Genomic DNA, 17350 nt, shown 5'->3' on the forward strand with positions numbered 1-17350 from the left:
CCAACCTCAGAAGCGAGACCTATCGATCATTTGTTCGATTTTCTTGGTATCCTTGTCGTGTTCGCCGCACGTAAAGACTGGCCTCCGGCAGCCACATGAGAATGGTGGCGGCCACACTCGACCCGCTCAGCAGGCAGAAGATGACCACCACCAGCCAGGCGCCGGAGTCCACGTTCGCCGGCGTGTCGGTGAGGCCGAAGATGGACACCAGTCCCACGATCCCGAGCAACGTGAGCACATAACGCGGCCCCTGGAATCCCCTGCGCAGGCTCAAGGCGCCGAACACGGTCAGGGCTCCCAGCGCCATCACTCCCCCGGCCGCCCGGGTACCGTCGACCAGGTTGCTCACACCGAACGCGAACCAGAGAAGACCGTTACCGAGCCACAGTGCCCAGGAGATCCTGACGCACGCCGGACGCCGAATAGTTCCCATGGCCGGAACGGTAGCGCCGACCACCGCCGGACGCCGAACCGGTCAGGCCGCGTAACCCTTCGGCGGGATCAACGTAGCCAATTGGTTAAAGGTGAGCCAGTAGATCTGGTTCCCGCCGAAGTTCGCCGAGTCGGCGATCTTCACCGTCGAGTTCTCGGCGTTGTAGCCGATGATGGTGAAGTAGTGGTAGACGGTGTAGTTCGGGTAGCCCGGCGGGTGGTTGTTGGCTGGCGCCACGATGTTGGCGACGATGGCGTAGCCCTTGTCGACGTCCAGCACGATGTCACGCCACAGCAGGTCGCGCTGCGCCTGCGTCGGCGGGTCGTTCGGCATCTCCTTCGTCTCGTACCAGCCACCACCCAGGTTCTGGTTCAGCACCGTGGTGATCTGGCTGATGTGGTCGGTCCCGTTCTCGGTGGTGCCGAGCTGCGCGGCCAGCGCGCCCTGGCTCGGCAGGTTCGACGTCCGCGCGGACATGGCGATCCGCGTGGCGGCCGGGCCGCACCAGTACCCGGTTTCCTGCACCTGGTACTGGATGTTCAGCTCGGCCATCGGCCGGACGCCCTCGACCCTGGCCGGAGCCGGCATCGCCCGGACCCAGTCCGGAGCGGGCGCGACGACGTCGCTCGCGTACGCGGCCGGTGCCATCACCAGCCCGGCCACGGTCGCCGCGGCGACCAGCAGCTTGCCCATTCTTGCCATGACAGTCCTTCCCCACAGTGATAGTCAGTGAATGACCAACTGCAGGATCATCCCGTAACAAGGCGGCAAATCGGACGGAGCGACCCGATCGGCCCACGACGAAAGTCGCGGCCTCAGAGCAGCGTGATCTCGTCCAGGCGCCACTCGTCGCCGGAGCGCAGCAGGACCAGGCGCATGCGGCTGCGGTCGACGCGTGGCTCCTTCAGGTTGGTGTTGCGGATGGTCTGGTCGACGAACGCGAGCACGACCGCGCGATCGGCGGTCACCTCGGTCGCCGCCGCGTCCAGCACCGTGCCCTGCGACGTGGCCTGGTACTGGGTGATCAGCTGCATCAGCTGCGTGGACGACTCGCGGTACTCCGCGGCGAACTTCTCCGTCGACGTGGCGACCACGCCGTTGAGGTTGGCCGCCGAGTCGCGGAAGTCGTAGGTGGCGATCGAGGTCGCGTAGCGACGGCCGGCGTCCACCGCCGACGCGCGTGCGTCCTCGATCGCCGACGCCCCGTGCAGGCGCAGCCCGACCAGCACCGCGGCACCGCCGAGCAGCGACACGACGACCGCCGCGGCCAGCACCCGGCGCAGCGGTCCGGCGGGCCGGCGCGGTTGCGGCTCCCGCGAGACAGTGCGTGGGCGCGGCGACGGCTTCCTGGTCAACGTTGCGGTGGACACGATGCACTTCCCTTCTACGAGGCGCCCTGCAGCAGCAGGGCGTACCAGGACCGCGGGCCGAGCACGCCCGCCTGACCACCGGACGGGCCGATCCGCATCGCCGACCCGTCCGGGGCGACGGTGCGGCCGGTGGCGGGGTCGTAGGTGGTGACGGCGGGCCGGGGCGCGTTGGCGGCGCCGCGTTGCTGCAGGCCGGGCTGCCCGCCGGGACAGGACCAGCCCTCCTGCGGCGTCCTCGGCCCCTGTTCGGTGGCCGGCCGCCGGGGCGTGCCGTAGTAGCACGCCGCGCCCTGCGCACCGACCAGGTAGAACCGTGCGACACCACCGCGTTCGATCCCGGCGAGCCGGTGCAGGGTGTCCGGCATGGCGACCAGCAGCTGGTCCAGCGCCGGGGTGCGGGTCACCATGATCTGGCTGGTGGTGACCAGGTTGCCCATCAGCGTCGACACCGCGGGCCGCGCGCCGGTCAGCAGCGGGACGAGCCGCTGCGCGAGTTGCGGCCCGGTGTCGAGCAGGCTCTCCACGGCCGGGACCTGGCCGCGCAGCTGCCCGGTCAGCGCCCGCATGGCGGCCGTGGTCTCCCGCAGCCCACGGCCGTGCTCGCCAGCGGTGTCCAGCAGGTCCGCGGCGTTGCCGGTGAGGCTGACCAGCGTGGGCTGGTTGCGCCGCAACAGGTCCATCAGCGGTCCGCTCGCGTCCAGGATGCGCGTGAGGTCGCCGGTCGTGCCGGCCAGCCCGGCGGCCAGTTCACCGGTGAGCTTGTGCAGGTCCTCGGTGTTCAGCGAGTCGGCGAACCGCATGGCGTTGACCAGCACGGTCTCCAGCGGCAGCGGGCGGCTGGTCGCCTCGCTGTGGATGACCGCGCCGTCGGCGAGGTAGGGCGGCCGGTCGGTGTCCGGCCGCAGGTCGAGTTTCGTGACCGCGACCGGCGTCTCCATGCTGACCACCGCCCGCGTGGCCGCCGGAACCCGCGTGCCCGCGCGCAGCTCCAGGTGGATCTCCACGCCGCCGAACCCGGGCCGGATGCCGGTACCGGTCACCGTGCCGATCCGCACGCCGCGGTAGGTGACGTCGGACAGCGGCGTCAGCCCGCCGGTGTCGGCCATGTGGACGGTGACCCGGTAGGTGCCGCCGAGCGGGTCGTCACCGAAGATGCGCACCCCGACGTAGGCACTGCATGCCACGGCGATCACCAGGAACACGGCAAGCTGGGTCAGCACCGACCGCGACAGCGCCCGGCTCACCGGACACCCCCGCGCAGCAGGGCGTCGAGACCGCCCGGCTCCGGCGCGCTCCCGGCCGGCAGCGGCGACCCGGTGAGCAGCGGCAGGATCGTGCCCGGTACGTCCAGTGTCCCGTCGACGTTGAGGTAGTCGCCGGGGATCGCGCGGGCGAGGTCGCGGCCGAACGGCTCCAGCATCGCCAGCGTGCGGCCGAGTTCGCCGTCGAGCGAGCCGACCTCCGCCAGCACCTGCCGGGCCCGCGGCAGCATGCCGAGCAACTGCTCGCGGGTGCGGCCCAGCGCCTCGGTGGTGACCCGGCTCAGCGTGGTGACGCGGCCGAGCAGGTCCTGGACGTGGGTGCGCTGGTCGGCCAGCACCCGCAGGGCGGGCGCGAGCCTGGTGAGCCCGGCGGTGAGCGTGGCCTGCTCCCGGACGGCCAGTGCCGCCAGCGCGTTCAGCGAGTCCACGGTCCTGGTCAGCTCGCCGCGGTGGGCCTGCACCGACCCCAGCAGCGTGTCCAGCCGGGTGAACAGCTCACGCAGCTTGTCCTCCCGCCCGCCGATCGCCGCGCTGGTCTCGGTGACGATCGTGCGCACCTGGTCCAGCCCGGAGCCGCCGACCACGGTGCCGGCGGCGGCCAGCAGGTCCTCGACCGACGGGCCGGTGGACGTATCGCGGATCACCGCGCCGTCGGCGAGCCTGCCCGGCCCCGGGCCCGCCGGCGGGTGCAGTGCGACGAACTGCTCCCCCAGCGCCGAGTCGGCCTCGATGCGCGCGGTGGTTCCCTCCGGCAGGACGACCTCCTCCCGCACGGCCACGGTCAGCACCGCCTCGAACCCCTCGGCACGCAGTTCGCCGACGCGGCCGACCTCGGCCTGGCCGAGCTTGACCTTGCCGCCCGCGGTGAGCGTCCCGGCGTCGGCGAAGCGCAGCGTCAGGTGGTAGACGGGGCCGTCCGGGGAGCGGCCCACCGGCAGGTCCTGCAGCCCGACGCAGCCACCGCACAGCAGGGCCGCCGCCACGACCGCCGCCCTGGCCCTCACCGGCCACCGCCCAGCACCGACCCGATGCCCAGCCCGTCGATCGCGGCCGGCGGGAACGGGATCGGATTCACCAGGCCCGCGCCCGAGCACAGCGGGATGGGGAACCGCGCGCACAGGTCCCGCGCGGCCGGGATCTGGGACAGATTGGTGGAGATGTTGAGCCGGATCCGCAGCCTGCCGTCCGGGGTGATGGCCCTGCCGAAGTTGTCGAACGCCAGCGGTGCGACGTCGAGGATCTCGGCGAGCTGCCGCTGGTGCGCGCCGACCGTGCTGCTCAGTGCCGCCAGCCTGCCGAGGTCCTCGGCCAGCGGCGCCCCGTGTGCCTCGACCAGCCCGTTGACCTGCCGCAGCGTCTCGGCCAGCTGGGTGAGGCTGCCCGCGAGCTGGCCGCGTTGCTCGCCGAACAGCCGTGCCGCCTCGGTCACCGCGCCGGTCACGGAGTCCACTGTGGACTTGTTGGCGGCCAGGGTGCGCACCAGCGTGTCCAGGCTGGACAGTGCCGCGGTGATGTCGTCGCCGTGCCCGGCCACGACCTCCGACGCCCGCGCGATCTTGCCGACGGCGTCCCGGAACCGGGCGCCGTTGCCGTCCAGTGCCCTGGCACCCTGCCCGACCAGCTGGCCCAGCGGCGACGGCTGTCCCGGCGCGGGCGGGCCCAGCGCGGTGAGCAGTGTGTTCAGCGATCGCATCAGCTCGTCGAACGCCAGCGGGGCGCGGGTGCGTTCGAGCGGGATGGCGAGATCGCCCTCGGCGGCGGGCCCGCCGCGGTAGGGCGGATCCAGCTCGACGTACTTCTCGCTGATCACCGACGGCGTGATCACCCAGGCGCCGACCTCGGCAGGCAGCCGGAGATCACCGGGAACCGCCATGGTGACCCGGACGGTGCCGCCGCGTGGCTCGGTGGCGGTCACCGTGCCGACCTCGACGCCGAGCACGGTCACCCGGTTGCCCGGGAAGACACCGTCGGCCTGGGCGAAGTCGGCGGTCACCGTGCGCACGGCGTCGTCCCGGGTGAAATACCAGAGACCCCCGGCGGCCAGCAGCACGGCGATCACGGCCGCGGCGAGCAGGCGTTTCATCGGCACCCCCTGGCCAGGCCCACCACGCAGAGCAGGTTGTCCGGGATCGGCCCGCCGGGCGACGCGACGTCGCCCCAGGTGCCGTTGCCGGTGGCGTTGGCGAGGTAGCGGCTGACCGGCGCCAGCCGGGTGATCGTCGCGGCCAGCTCACCCTGCCGGGCGTGCAGCGACTGGGTGATCGTCCGCAGCTGGCCGAGCACGGTGTCCAGCCGCGGCCGGTTCTCCCGCAACAGCGCCGCCGCCGTGGCGGTGAGCCGGTCGACGTCGGTGAGCAGCGTGGCGATGACCTCCTTGCGATCGGTCAGCGTGCGCAGCACCAGATCGGCGTTGCCGAGCAGGGTGACCAGCCGGTCGCTCTGGCCGATGAGCAGCTGGGTTACCTGCTGCGCGCCGGTGAGCAGGCGGCCCAGCTCGGCGTCGTTCTCGCTGACCACGGTCGCCACCGCGCCCGCGCCGTCGAGTGCCCGGCGCAGCTGGGCGGGATCGTCCGGGGTCACCTCGGCCAGCGTGCGCAGCATCTGCCGGATGCGGTTCAGGTCGAGCTGCCCGGTGGTCTGCTGGGCGTCCCGGCCCAGGTCGTCGAGCAGGTAAGGCACCCTGGTCCGCTCCAGCGGGATGGTCTCCAGCGACCCCTGGCCCGCCGGCCGCACCTCCAGGTACCGCCTGCCGAGCACGGTCAGCAGCTTGACCGCGGCCTCGCTGCGGTCGCCGAGCGTGACGTCGCGGTCGAGCCGGAACGCCACGTCGACCCGGTCTCCGGCCAGCGTCACGCTGGTCACCCGGCCCGCGGGCACCCCGGCGACGTGCACCGGGTCGTCGGCCCGCAGGCCCGAGGCGTTGGCCACGTGCGCGTGGTAGTCCGCGGTGGTGGCCGTGAAGTAGGCCCGCGGCGCGAGCACGGCGACGGCCAGCAGGCCGAGGACCGCGCCGATACCCAGCAATCCGGTCCACAGTGGACGTTTCGGTGTCCAGTTCACCGGCACACCTCCGAATGCGGTCCGCCGGTCAGGTCCAGCCTGCCCAGCGGGCCGGTCTCCAGCCGCAGGTTGCAGAGGTAGATGTTGACCCAGGAGCCGTAGTCCAGAGTGCGGCCCAGGTTGTCCAGGATCGGCGGCAGCCTGCCCGCTGCCTCGCCGAGCGCCGCGGAGTTGCGGGCCAGGGTCCCGCCCGCACCGGCCAGCGCCCCCAGCAGCGGCTGGATCTGCGGCTCGGCGCGGTCCAGGGTGGTGTTCAGCGACCCGGCCAGTGCCGCGCCCGCGTCGAGTGCCTCGGCGAAGCGTCCCCGGTCCTCGGCCAGCCCGGCCACCAGGGTGTCCACACTGGACACCAGTTCCCGGAAGTCCGCGCGGTGCCTGATCGTCAGGTCGACCGTCGAGTTGAGGTTGCGCAGCACCGCGCTCAGCGTCTCCCTGCGGGTGGCGAGGTGCTCGGTGACGGCGACCGTGCGGGCGAGCAGGCCGCGCACCGTCCCGCCCTGCCCCTGGAACGTCGCGATGATCTCCCCGGCGAGCTGGTTGACCTGGGCCGGGTCGAGCGCGTCGAACAGCGGCCGGAACCCGTTCAGCAGCGCGGTGAGGTCCAGCGCGGGCCGGGTGCGGTCCACGCCGACGAGCGCGCCGGGCTCCAGGGCGGGCTGCCCCGCCGGGCCGCTCGGGCCGGGCGTCACGGTCAGCACCCGCCCGCCGAGCAGGTCGGCGTAGCGGATGGCCAGCCCGGCGTCGGCGGGAATGTGCTGCCCGGCCCGTACCTCGAAGTCGACGGCGGCACGCCCGGCCGCCAGGTGCACGCCGGTGACCCGGCCGACCCGCACACCGGCGACGGTGACGTCCGCCCCTGTGACCAGGCCGCTGACGTCGGTGAACTCGCCCCGGTAGGACACCGTGTCCCCGCGCACCGGGACGGCGAGCGTGTTGATCACCAGCGTCGCGCAGAACACCGCGACGGCGGCGAACACGCCGAATCCGAGCAGGGCTCCCACCGGCTTCACGGGCCCAGCACCACCTTCGCGCCGCGCAGGATCGGGCCGGCGAGCAGGCTCACCAGGTCCGGCGGCGCCTGCGGCACCAGTTGCCGCAGCCGCTCGCGTTCCACCTCGCCGCCGACCGGGCCGACGGTGCCCCCGCTCGGCGGCGGTGACGGTGCCGGTGGCGGGGCGGCACCGCAGTTGGGCCCGGCGACGTTCCCGTAGCGCGGGCAGTCGGCCGGGGTGTAGGGCATCGGGTCGTCCAGCGTCACCGGCGCCTCGATGGCGACCCACGGTCCGTGCGCGAACGCCCGGTGCACCGCGCCCATCAGCTCGCCCGCACCCCGCACGGTCGCCGCCGCGGCACCGGGCCGGCCGGCGACCGTCTCCAGTACCGGCGCGCTGTTGCGCACGAGGTGGACCATGCGGTCGGCGTTGTCCAGCAGCAGCCCTTCGGCGGCCGCGGCGGTCGCGGTCCCGGCCAGCAGCAACCTGCGCAGGTCGCCGGAGCGGGCAACGACCGTCTGCGACAGGGCGACCGCGTCGTCCAGCGCCCGCAACGCGTCCGGCGCGGCGGCGGCCAGCTCGTCGGTGAGCGCGGCGACCTCGGGCAGCCGCGCGAGCACGGCCTCGGTGGCCGGGCCCGCCGCACCGGCGAACTCGTGTGCCTGGTCGATCAGCCTGCCGAGCCGGGCTCCCCTGCCACGCAGTGCGTCGGCGACGGCCCCGAGCGCCGCCGACAGCTCGGCCGGGCGCAGGGCACGCAGCAGGTCGTAGAGCCGGGTGGCCGCGGCGTAGAGCTGCGCCGAGGGCGCGCTGTCGTCGTGCCGCACGTGGTCTCCGTCCCGCAGCGTGCCGCCGTCCGGCGCACCGTCCGGTGTGGACAGGTCGACGTACTGGTCACCGAACAGCGTGCGGGGCAGCAGCCGGGCCCGCACCGACGCCGGAACGGGCGTATGGCCGGACATGGTCAGCGTCAGCGTCGACTCGCGGGGCCCGGCGGCGACGTCGGTGACCGTGCCGACGACGACGCCGCGGTACTGCACCGGCGCGCGGTCCCTCAGCGGTCCCGCGGCGGCGGGCACGACCAGCGTCAGCCGAGGGTCGCCGTCGAACGCACCGGCGCGGAAGGCCACGGCGGTCACCGCCCCGGCGAGCAGCACGACCACCCCGGCGACGCCGAGGAGCGCCAGCCGGAGGCGGCTCATCGCGGTGCCATCCCGGGCAGCGTCTGGTGCACGCCCCAGAACACCGCGGTCAGCAGCACGTCGGCCGCCGCGATCAGCACGATGCTGGTGCGCAGCGCCCGCCCTGCCGCCCTGCCGACGCCCTCCGGTCCGCCGCGGGCGTGGAACCCGTGGTAGCAGTGCACGAGCGTGACGATGCCGGCGAACAGCAGCGCCTTGCCCAGCGAGTACAGGACGTCGACCGGCGGCAGGAACAGCGTGAAGTAGTAGTCGTAGGTGCCCTGCGACTGGCCGTTGAGGTTGACCACGGCGATGCCGGTGGCGACGTAGGAGGCGAACAGCCCCACCAGGTACAGCGGGATGACGGCGAGGAACGCGGCGATCATCCGGGTGGTGACCAGGTAGGTCACCGGGCGCACGCTCATCGACTCCAGCGCGTCGATCTCCTCGGAGATGCGCATGGCACCCAGCTGCGCGGTGAAACCGGTGCCCACCTTGGCCGCGAGCGCGACGCTCGCCACCACCGGCGCGACCTCCCTGGTGTTGGCCACCGCGGACATGACGCCGGACAGCGGCGACAGCCCGACCAGGTCGAGGCCGCGGAAACCCTCCAGGCCCACCTGGGTTCCGGAGACGAAGGACATCGCGAAGATGACACCGATCGTCCCGCCCCCGGCCAGCAGCGCGCCCGACCCGAAGCTGATGTCGGCCATGTGCCGCAGCACCTGCCGCCAGTATCGGGCCAGCGCCCGCGGGGTGGCCGCGAGCGCGGTGCCGTAGAACGCGAACTGGGTACCGAGGCCGACCAGGCGGTCCGCACCGGCCCGGCCGGCGAGCCGGACCGGGCGCGGGATCGGCGAGACGGCCATCAGTACTCCCCCCGCGCCGGGACGATCAGGCCGAACACCTGGCTGATCACCGCGTTGGCGACGAACACCGCGATGAACGCCAGCACGACCGCCTCGTTGACGGCGTTGCCGACCCCCTGCGGTCCACCCCGGACGGTGAGCCCCTTGTACCCGGCGACCAGTGCGGACAGCAGACCGAACGCGGCGGCCTTCAGTTCGGCCGACACGAAGTCCGCGGGCGACGCGAACCGGGTCAGCGTGCCGAGGAACCCGCCTGCCGTGCCGTCCAGCACCCAGACGTGGAACAGCAGGCTGGCACCGATGCCGACGACCATAAGCACCGCGCAGAGCAACACGCTCACCACCACCGCGGCGATCACGCGGGGCACGACGAGCCGGGTCACCGTCGAGATGCCCATGACCTCCAGCGCGTCGGTCTCCTCGCGGATGCGGCGGGCACCGAGGTCGGCGGTGATGGCCGAGCCGCCGACACCCGCGATCATCAGCGCGCAGACCATGGGCCCGGCCTGGCCGATGATCAGGAACGCCACCACGGCGCCGCCGTAGGCCTCGGCGCCGATCTGCGCCGCCAGCGAGCCCACGTTCAGCGACACAGCCACGCCGAACGGCAGCATCACCAGAATCGAGGGAAGTGTGGTGACCGAGGCGAGGAACCACAGCTGCCGGGTCAGTTCCCCGGCGGGCAGCCGCCCGCCGAGCAGGGCACGCACTCCGGCGACGAGGGTGTACCCGCAGAACGCCGCCAGGTCGCCGACCTCGGCCATGGTCCTGCCGACCGGTCCGCGTTCGCGGGGAGGTGCCACGGGTGCCCGCATGACCACCTCCTGCCGGCGCTGGCTTAATGGCGGGTCGCGTCATGTGACGATAACAACACCACGCGAATGTGACCAGCCCTGTTGTCAGGCTTGGAGGTGCCGCATGGCAGGTGCGGCTAAGTGAATCTCGGTTCGCCTAGTTCTCCGGAACGATCAGCTGCCGGACGACGCGTTCGGCGTGCTCGGGACCGACGCACGAGCGGCGGGTGCGGGCGAGGTCGGTGACGATGTTGAGCGCGGCATGCACGCGGAATCTCAGTTCCGGTGCCGGATCGTCCGGCCGGGCCCGCGAGGCCAGCTCCACCCAGAGGTCGACGTGCCTGCGCTGCGCCTGCCGGAGCGCGTGCCGGTCGTCCGGGTCGAGGTTCTCGTTCTCCGACACGTAGACCGCGGCCTGTTCGGACTGCGCGAACGTGTGCCGGACGTAACCGGTCACCAGCCGGTCCAGCGCGGTCGCCGGGTCGCCGGTGGTCAGCACGTCCTCGGCGAGGACCTCCAGGCGCGCGACCGAGCGGTAGTAGGCGGCGGCGAGCACGCCCGCCTTGCTCGGGAAGTGCCGGTAGACGCTGGAGGAGTTGATACCGGCGGCCGCGCCGATGTCCTCCATGCTCACCGCGTGGTAGCCGTGCCGGTTGAACAGCCGGACGGCCTCCACCAGCAGCCGTTCCCGCCGGGGCAGCGCGTCCAGTGCCGGACCGCCGGACGGTGCCGCCGGAGGCGGCGGCAGTTCCGCGACGGCCAGCACCGCGCGGCAGCAGTCGTGCAGCACGGCCTGGGCCCGGGCCCTGGCCAGTGCGGCACGATGGGTCGACGGGCTGGCGATGACGCTGAGCACCGACCAGACCAGCACGGTCGCGTCGGTCCTGCCCAGCCGCGGACGGGTGGCGAGCAGCATCCGGCGCAGGTCGCGCACGACCGTTCCCATGCGGCGGCCGACCTCGGTACGGTCCGGCGCGGCGAGGTGGCGGCCCTCCCACTGGTAGAGCCGGGCCGCGCGGCGGCGGCGCAGCGAGAAGTCGACCAGCGCGGCCAGTGCGGCGTCCAGCCGCTCGCCCGCCGGGCCGTCGGCGGCCGCGTTGCGTGCGACCGGGCCGGCCAGCTCGTCGGCGAGGTCCAGCATCGCCGCGGCCAGCACGTCCTGCTTGGTGCTGAAATGCCGGTAGATGGCGGGACCGGTGACGCCGACGGCCTCGGCGATGTCGCCGATACCGACGTTGTGGTAGCCGCGTGCGCAGAACAGCTCGGCCGCGGTGGCGGCGATCTGCTCCCTGCGGTCGGGTGGGCGCGGGGTGCGGCGCCTGGTGGGGGTGGCCACGGGGGAAGTCTAGCGACACCGGTGACCCGGTGGTCGTCGCACGGTGATCGCGTTCTGGGCTCCGAGCTGGGTAGCTGCCGAGCCAAGTTAATGGCCGTTCGCGTCAGACGAGCGGCAGGCCATGGCGGAGCCTGCGTCGCAGGTCCCACAGGTAGGCGTTGAACGGGAACTGCCGCAACGGCACCGGCAGCACCCGGACGACCGCCCTGATGGCGCCGGTGAGCCGGTCGAACCGGCGCTGGCTACGTGGCGACCAGGGCAGCCGCATCTCCTCCCGGAAGCGCGGCGGCAGGAAACCGGTGGTGACGAAGCGGTGCAGCGGCACCCCGAGCACAGCCAGCGGCCGGGGCAGGTAGCGCAGCTCGATCAGGTCGTGCAGGTAGCGGCGCACGGTGTCGTCGAGGCGGATGGCCGCCACCTCGGCGTCCCAGTACCGGGCGAAGGCCTCCCGGTCGGCAGGCCACGCCTCGCGCGGCACCTGCAGGGTGGTGCCCAGCCGCGCGGCCTCCTGGTAACGGCGGTCCAGCTCGGCCTCGCCGGCGGGCTCGCCGAACGCCGCGCAGGTGTCCTCCAGCCCGCGGTACAGGCAGGCGGCCACCCACAGCTGCAGCCGCGGGTCGAAGGCGTTGTAGGACACCGGGCTCGACTCGGTGGAGCGGACCTGCGCGTGCGCGCCGTTGACGGCGCGGCGGTAGGCCTGGCGCTCCTCGTCGGTGCCCAGCGAGACCACGGCGAGGTAGGTCAGCGTGGTGCGGGTGCGCTTGACCGGGTGCTTGAAGATGTTGCCGCTGTCCACCCGGCTCTCCAGCACGCCGTAGCCGACCGGCAGTTTGCTCAGCTGCATGATCACGTTCGCCGTGCCGGCCAGCAGTCCGGCGCCGATCACGGTGTCCTGTTCCTGCCTGGTCACCACGTCCACGGGGTGCTCCTTCCGGGCGTATCTGCACACGGCCGTTGTCAAATATGAGACGGCTTCGCTGGCGGACTGTCAAGATGGGGCCCATGGAGACCACCCCGCTGCGCGTGTACGGCGGTGTCGCCGGAGGCGACCGGCAGGCCGAGCGCCGCGCACAGTTCGTCGAGGCCGGGCTGGACCTGCTCGGGTCCGGCGAGGAACTGACGGTGCGTGGCGTGTGCAGGCGGGCGGGGCTGGCGTCGCGGTACTTCTACGAGAGCTTCACCGACCGCGACGCGCTGGCCGAAGCGGTGTTCGACCAGGTCGTCGGCGACATCGTCACCCGCACGCTGGCCGCCGTCGCCGCGGCGCCCGCCGACGCGACGGCGAAGTCCCGGGCGGGGCTGGCCACGCTGGTGCGGATCATCGCCGACGACCCGCGTACCGGCCGGCTCCTGTTCTCCCCGGCGGTGAACATGCCGGTGCTGCTGCGGCGGCGGGCGGAGTCAGCCCGGATGTTCGCCCGGGTGCTCGGCTCGCAGGCGAGGGCGTTCTACGGCGAGGACGGCCACGCGGACCTGGAACTGGACACGGAGTTCCTGGTCGGCGGCCTCGCGCAGACGCTGACGTCCTGGCTGGACGGCACCCTGGCCTGGCCCGAGGAAGCGGTCGTGGAGCGGTGTGTCACCCTGTTCGTGGCCGTCGGCGATCTTTCCTGACAGTTTCGCCACGCATTAGGAAAACTGTTTTCCGGCGTAATCGGCCGATTGCTTTACGGAATCCCCGCTGGCTGACGCGTCAAGCCTGCCTGCGGGAATGTGGCCGAAGACACTCGGGCGTGACACCGCCGTAGCCGTTTCGTAATGTAGCGCAGGCTCTGCGGAGCTCCCCGAAGTCCCCCGTGAATTGTTGGTGATCGTAGAAATGGCAGGTCGACATCGCAAGAAGGTCGAGTCCTCGTGGAAGAGACCGACCGGTATCGGCGCCGGAGTCGCCGTGGTGCTCGCTTCCTCGGTCTGGCTGACCTCCGGAGCGTGGCAGACCACCGAGACCACGGGTGCCGCACTCGCCATGGCCCCTCCCCCCGCTCCGCCTCCCCCGCCGAGCACCACCACCCCGCCCCCCAGCACCACCACCCCGCCCCCGTCGTCGACCACGACGACGACCACCCCGCCCAAGCCGACGACCACGACCACGACTCCCCCGGCCGAGGCGTGCTCGTCGACACTGGACGGCACCAAGCCGCACGTCGCGCAGGTCGGCAACCACATCAAGGCGAAGTTCGGTGTCGACGACATCGGCGGCCGCGCCGGCCGGTCCGGTGCCAGTGACCACCCCGACGGCCTGGCACTCGACTTCATGGTCGACACCAAGACCGGCAACGAGATCGCCGACTACCTTCTGGCCAACCGCAAGGCGTTCGGCATCACCTACGTGATCTGGCGGCAGCGGTACAACGACGGCAGCGGCTGGTCGATGATGGAGGACCGCGGCGGCGCCACGGCCAACCACTTCGACCACGTGCACGTCTCGTTCCGCTCCGGCGCCAAGGTGTCCGTGACCTGCTGAGCCGGCGTGCTCAGACCCCGGCCGCCAGATAGCGGTGCAGTGCCGCCGCGCCGGCCAGCATCGCGGTGGCGGTCGCGGTCATCGCCGCTTCGCGGTCGGCCATCGCCGCACGCAGCGCGGCCGTGCTCCCGGCCGAGCGCAGGTCGTCGAGCACGACCCTGATCCGGGCCAGCGGGTAGCGGGCCTGCCGCAACAGGATCACCATCCGCGCGTCCCGGACGTCCGCCGCGTCGTAGCGGCGGTAGCCGGTCCCCCGCTCCCGGCCGGGCACCAGCAGGCCCGCCGACTCCCAGAGCCGCAGCGCTGATGTCCGCACCCCGAGTTGTGCGGCGACCTCACCCACCCGCAGCCCGGACCGGGCGGGCACCGCGTCCTCCGGTGCCTGCCCGGCGATGGCCTCCAGCGCCTCCGTCGCCACCCGCACCGACTGCCGCTGCTCGTGCAGCGCGGCGTGGGCGGCGTCGACGTGCGCCAGCGCGACGGCTGTCCCCTCGCCGTGCAACGCGCGCATGATGGAGCGCGCGGTCTCCCAGCCGAATCCGGTGGCCAGCGTGCGGTAGGCGGTCAGCGCCAGCTGATGCCGCTCGTCGAACCGGCGGTGACCGGACGGGGACCGCCGTGCCGGCGGCAGGATGCCGGCGTCGACGTAGTTGCGGATCTGCTGTGCCGAGATCCCGACCGAGCGAGCGAGGTCGACGGAACGGAGCCCGCCTTCACGGCCGAGTTGAGGTTTTGGCACACCCGACTCCTGGTAGTTCTCGCGTATTCGTTGAAAAACTTAAGGGAGCGGGTTCAACGATACGCTTTAAGGCATGGTTTCCGGTGAGAACGAGGCGGTCGTCGAGGTACGCGACCTGCGGATGCGGTACGGGCCGACCGACGTACTCCGCGGCGTGGATCTGCGCATCGACCGCGGTGAGGTACTGGCCCTGCTCGGCCCGAACGGTGCCGGCAAGACGACGACCGTCGAGATCCTGGAGGGGCTGCGCGTCCGGTCCGCCGGGCACGTGCGGGTGCTCGGCACCGATCCCGGCACGGGCGGCGAGGCGTGGCGGGCGCGCCTCGGCATCGTGCTGCAGGCCTGGAACGACCACGGCCGCTGGCGCGCGGGCGAACTGCTCGACCACCTCCGGCACTTCTACACCCCGTACACGACCCCGTACGACACCGCCGAACTGCTCGACCTGGTCGGCCTCGCCGACCAGGCGGGCACCAGGATCGCCGCGCTCTCCGGCGGCCAGCGGCGACGGCTCGACGTCGCCATCGGGCTGGCGGGCAGGCCGGAGCTGCTGTTCCTGGACGAGCCCACCGTCGGCTTCGATCCGCAGGCACGGCAGGAGTTCCACGAGCTGATCACCCGGCTGTCCGCTGTGGACTCGACGTCGATCCTGCTGACCACGCACGATCTCGCCGAGGCCGAGAAGCTCGCCGACCGGATCGTCATCCTGGCCGGCGGGACCGTTGTCGCCGAGGGTGACGCGGCCACGCTGGCCGACCGGGTGGCAGGCAACAGCCGGGTGCGCTACCGGCTGGACGGCGAGCCCGTCACCCACTCCTGTGCCGACGCCACCGGCTACGTGCGTGACCTGTTCGCCCGGCACGGTGAGCACGTCACCGACCTCGAGGTGCACCGGGCGAGCCTGGAGGACGTCTACCTGGCCATGGTGCGCGACATCGAGTCCGGTCTGCGCACCGAGGCCCCCGCCGACCTGATGGGAGCGAACGCGTGACACCGTCCACAGTGGCCGTCCAAGCCGGACTACGCAGGGGCTGGATCGAGTTCCGGCAGACCGCGGGCAGCCCGGCGGAGCTGATCAGCTGGCTGTTCATGCCGGTCATCGCACTGGTGGTGATGTACATCCTCAAGGACCGCACCATCGGCGGCACCGGCTTCTCCCTCGGCACGCAGGCGGTTCCCGGCATCCTGGGGACCAACGTCGTCCTGGCCGCCCTGCTCGGGCTGTCGGTGGCGCTGACCACCGACCGGCAGACCGGCGCGCTGCTGCGGGCGAAGGTCGTCCCCAACGGCATGCTCGGCTACGTCGTCGGCAAGGTCAGCGGGCAGGCCGCGCTCACCGTGGCGACGCTGGTGGTGGTGCTGGTGCCCGCGGTACTGGTGTTCGACGGCCTGACCGTGGACGCCGTCACCCTGCTCTGGGTGCTGGTTCTCGGTCTGCTCGCCACGCTGCCGATCGGCGCGCTACTGGGCGCGCTGTTCCGCGACGCGCAGACCCTCGGCTTCGTCACGCTGCTGGTCATGGGCCTCGCGGTGATCTCGGGGGTGTTCTACCCGGTCACCGCGATGCCCGAGTGGCTGCAGTGGGTCGCGCAGGCGTTTCCGGTGTACTGGCTCGGCCTCGGCCTGCGCTCGGCGCTGCTGCCCGAGGCGCAGGCGGTGATCGAGATCGGCGAGTCCTGGCGACACCTGGAGATGATCGGCGTGCTCGGCGCCTGGGCGATACTGGGCCTGGTCCTGGCGCCGATCGTGCTGCGCCGCACGACCCGCCGGGCGACCGGCGCCACGGTCAGCCAGTAGTCCTGGCCACCCGGAACCCGAGGTCGTCGATGGCGAACGTCGGGTGGCTGCGCCGGCGCACGGTCGCACCGCAACCGCGCGCCGGCTCGGCCCAGCCGCCACCGCGGAAGATCCGGTAGCTTCCGTAGGTGTGCGGGTCGTAGCGGTCCCAGCACCACTCCCAGACGTTGCCGAGCATGTCGTGCAGGCCCCACGCGTTGGGCCGCTTGCCGCCGACCTCGTGGGTCCGTTCCCCGGAGTTGTCCGCGTACCAGGCGATCTCGTCGAGTTCGCCGTAGCGGTACCCGGTGCTTCCGGCCTTGCAGGCGTGCTGCCACTCCGCGTCGGTGGGCAGCCGGTACCCGTCGGCCGACCAGTCGCACACCACGTCGTCGCCGTCGCGGGTGTAGACCGGGGTGAACCCGGCCGCCACGGAGGCGCGGTTGCACCAGTCGACGGCGTCGAACCAGCTCAGGTTCGTCGCGGGCAGCAGCCCGCCGGACGACCGGTACTCCCGCTCGGTGACCGGACAGCGGCCGAGCAGGAACGGACTGACCTCGGTACGCCAGGTCAGGCCGCGCCGGTCGTCGCGAAGGTCCACCACACCGCCGGTCACCGGTTCGAGATCCACCGGACCACCCTACGGGTTTGTCAGCCGCGATCGTGGAGAGTGACCCAGTAGCCGTCGGGATCGGCGAAGGTGAACGTCCGGCCGAAGGGGCCGTCGACCGGTGCGGAGACGATGGTGTGACCGTCGGCGGCGAGAGCATCGTGAATGGCCTGGACGTCCGTGGCGTGGAGCCAGATCGCGGCACCGATGCCGGGCTGGGCGACGGAGTCGAGATCGGTGCCGGGAATGACCTCGCGGAGCGCGAACGCGATCGGCTTCGTCTCGAAGACGACGGCGTGCGGAGGTCCGGCCGGGGAACGGACGAGGCCGAGGTACCGCTCGTAGAACGCCTGCGACGCGTCGAGGTCGCGCGCTTGGAGCGAGATGAAGTCGGGGCCGGTGGCGGGCATGATGACACTCCTTGGTTACGTGTCAGGTTTCTGACACAGGCAATCTATGTCAGA

20 protein-coding genes are annotated in these 17350 nt (G+C 72.3%); 4 read left to right on the top strand and 16 right to left on the bottom strand.

Going from position 1 to position 17350, the window contains the following annotated elements; all coding sequences use genetic code 11:
* Positions 1-19: 19 nt before the first annotated feature.
* The 13 genes from EWH70_RS11870 to EWH70_RS11930 form a co-directional block, all read right to left on the bottom strand.
* Positions 20-349 (bottom strand): hypothetical protein, encoded by a 330-nt coding sequence (locus tag EWH70_RS11870; RefSeq protein WP_130475374.1) that lies wholly within the window; start codon positions 347-349, stop codon positions 20-22.
* Positions 350-475: 126 nt separating this feature from the next.
* Positions 476-1135, bottom strand: a complete 660-nt coding sequence (locus EWH70_RS11875; protein ID WP_130475375.1) for a C39 family peptidase — start codon at positions 1133-1135, stop codon at positions 476-478.
* A gap of 113 nt (positions 1136-1248) precedes the next feature.
* Positions 1249-1803 (bottom strand): hypothetical protein, encoded by a 555-nt coding sequence (locus EWH70_RS11880; RefSeq protein WP_130475376.1) that lies wholly within the window; start codon positions 1801-1803, stop codon positions 1249-1251.
* 14 nt (positions 1804-1817) lie between these two features.
* Positions 1818-3047: an MlaD family protein gene (locus EWH70_RS11885; RefSeq protein WP_130475377.1), complete on the bottom strand. Its 1230-nt coding sequence runs from the start codon at positions 3045-3047 to the stop codon at positions 1818-1820.
* Entirely contained in the window at positions 3044-4069 is a 1026-nt protein-coding gene (locus tag EWH70_RS11890) for an MCE family protein (protein ID WP_165436240.1), read from the bottom strand. Before EWH70_RS11890 ends, EWH70_RS11885 begins: the two co-directional genes overlap by 4 nt.
* Positions 4066-5148, bottom strand: a complete 1083-nt coding sequence (locus tag EWH70_RS11895) for an MCE family protein (protein ID WP_130475379.1) — start codon at positions 5146-5148, stop codon at positions 4066-4068. The genes EWH70_RS11890 and EWH70_RS11895 overlap by 4 nt, the downstream gene beginning before the upstream one ends.
* Entirely contained in the window at positions 5145-6125 is a 981-nt protein-coding gene (locus EWH70_RS11900; RefSeq protein ID WP_165436241.1) for an MCE family protein, read from the bottom strand. The genes EWH70_RS11895 and EWH70_RS11900 overlap by 4 nt, the downstream gene beginning before the upstream one ends.
* Complete coding sequence (locus EWH70_RS11905) at positions 6122-7135, bottom strand: MCE family protein (RefSeq protein WP_165436242.1); 1014 nt, start codon at positions 7133-7135, stop codon at positions 6122-6124. Before EWH70_RS11905 ends, EWH70_RS11900 begins: the two co-directional genes overlap by 4 nt.
* Positions 7132-8319, bottom strand: coding sequence for an MCE family protein (locus EWH70_RS11910; RefSeq protein WP_130475382.1), 1188 nt, complete (start codon positions 8317-8319; stop codon positions 7132-7134). Before EWH70_RS11910 ends, EWH70_RS11905 begins: the two co-directional genes overlap by 4 nt.
* Positions 8316-9167: an MlaE family ABC transporter permease gene (locus tag EWH70_RS11915; protein ID WP_130475383.1), complete on the bottom strand. Its 852-nt coding sequence runs from the start codon at positions 9165-9167 to the stop codon at positions 8316-8318. The genes EWH70_RS11910 and EWH70_RS11915 overlap by 4 nt, the downstream gene beginning before the upstream one ends.
* Entirely contained in the window at positions 9167-9982 is an 816-nt protein-coding gene (locus tag EWH70_RS11920; protein WP_130475384.1) for an MlaE family ABC transporter permease, read from the bottom strand. Before EWH70_RS11920 ends, EWH70_RS11915 begins: the two co-directional genes overlap by 1 nt.
* 136 nt (positions 9983-10118) lie before the next feature.
* Positions 10119-11297 carry a TetR/AcrR family transcriptional regulator gene (locus EWH70_RS11925; protein WP_130475385.1) on the bottom strand — a complete coding sequence of 393 codons (1179 nt, stop codon included), beginning with the start codon at positions 11295-11297 and terminating at the stop codon, positions 10119-10121.
* Positions 11298-11400: 103 nt separating this feature from the next.
* Positions 11401-12216, bottom strand: coding sequence for an oxygenase MpaB family protein (locus EWH70_RS11930; protein ID WP_240686941.1), 816 nt, complete (start codon positions 12214-12216; stop codon positions 11401-11403).
* A gap of 83 nt (positions 12217-12299) precedes the next feature.
* Here EWH70_RS11930 and EWH70_RS11935 point away from each other — a divergent pair, with 83 nt between their 5' ends.
* Both EWH70_RS11935 and EWH70_RS11940 read left to right on the top strand, forming a co-directional pair.
* Positions 12300-12911, top strand: a complete 612-nt coding sequence (locus EWH70_RS11935) for a TetR/AcrR family transcriptional regulator (RefSeq protein WP_130475386.1) — start codon at positions 12300-12302, stop codon at positions 12909-12911.
* Positions 12912-13116: 205 nt separating this feature from the next.
* On the top strand, positions 13117-13761 hold the full coding sequence (locus tag EWH70_RS11940; protein ID WP_130475387.1) for a VldE C-terminal domain-containing protein: 645 nt from the start codon (positions 13117-13119) through the stop codon (positions 13759-13761).
* 10 nt (positions 13762-13771) lie between these two features.
* Here the strand turns inward: EWH70_RS11940 and EWH70_RS11945 are convergent, their stop codons facing one another.
* Positions 13772-14500: a MerR family transcriptional regulator gene (locus tag EWH70_RS11945; protein ID WP_130475388.1), complete on the bottom strand. Its 729-nt coding sequence runs from the start codon at positions 14498-14500 to the stop codon at positions 13772-13774.
* Between the two features lie 73 nt (positions 14501-14573).
* Here EWH70_RS11945 and EWH70_RS11950 point away from each other — a divergent pair, with 73 nt between their 5' ends.
* On the top strand, positions 14574-15491 hold the full coding sequence (locus EWH70_RS11950) for an ABC transporter ATP-binding protein (protein ID WP_240686942.1): 918 nt from the start codon (positions 14574-14576) through the stop codon (positions 15489-15491).
* A complete protein-coding gene (locus EWH70_RS11955; protein WP_130475389.1) occupies positions 15488-16297 on the top strand; it encodes an ABC transporter permease in 810 nt (269 codons plus the stop codon). Before EWH70_RS11950 ends, EWH70_RS11955 begins: the two co-directional genes overlap by 4 nt.
* On the opposite strand, the gene EWH70_RS11960 is transcribed toward EWH70_RS11955, so the two are convergent.
* Together EWH70_RS11960 and EWH70_RS11965 are read right to left on the bottom strand one after the other, a co-directional pair.
* Positions 16287-16907 (bottom strand): formylglycine-generating enzyme family protein, encoded by a 621-nt coding sequence (locus tag EWH70_RS11960; protein WP_130475390.1) that lies wholly within the window; start codon positions 16905-16907, stop codon positions 16287-16289. The two genes, EWH70_RS11955 and EWH70_RS11960, sit on opposite strands and share 11 nt — an antisense overlap.
* A gap of 20 nt (positions 16908-16927) precedes the next feature.
* Positions 16928-17296, bottom strand: a complete 369-nt coding sequence (locus EWH70_RS11965) for a VOC family protein (protein WP_130475391.1) — start codon at positions 17294-17296, stop codon at positions 16928-16930.
* Positions 17297-17350: the final 54 nt, after the last annotated feature.

The sequence above is a fragment of the Amycolatopsis suaedae genome (assembly GCF_004214935.1).
In the GTDB taxonomy this organism is placed as follows: domain Bacteria; phylum Actinomycetota; class Actinomycetes; order Mycobacteriales; family Pseudonocardiaceae; genus Amycolatopsis; species Amycolatopsis suaedae.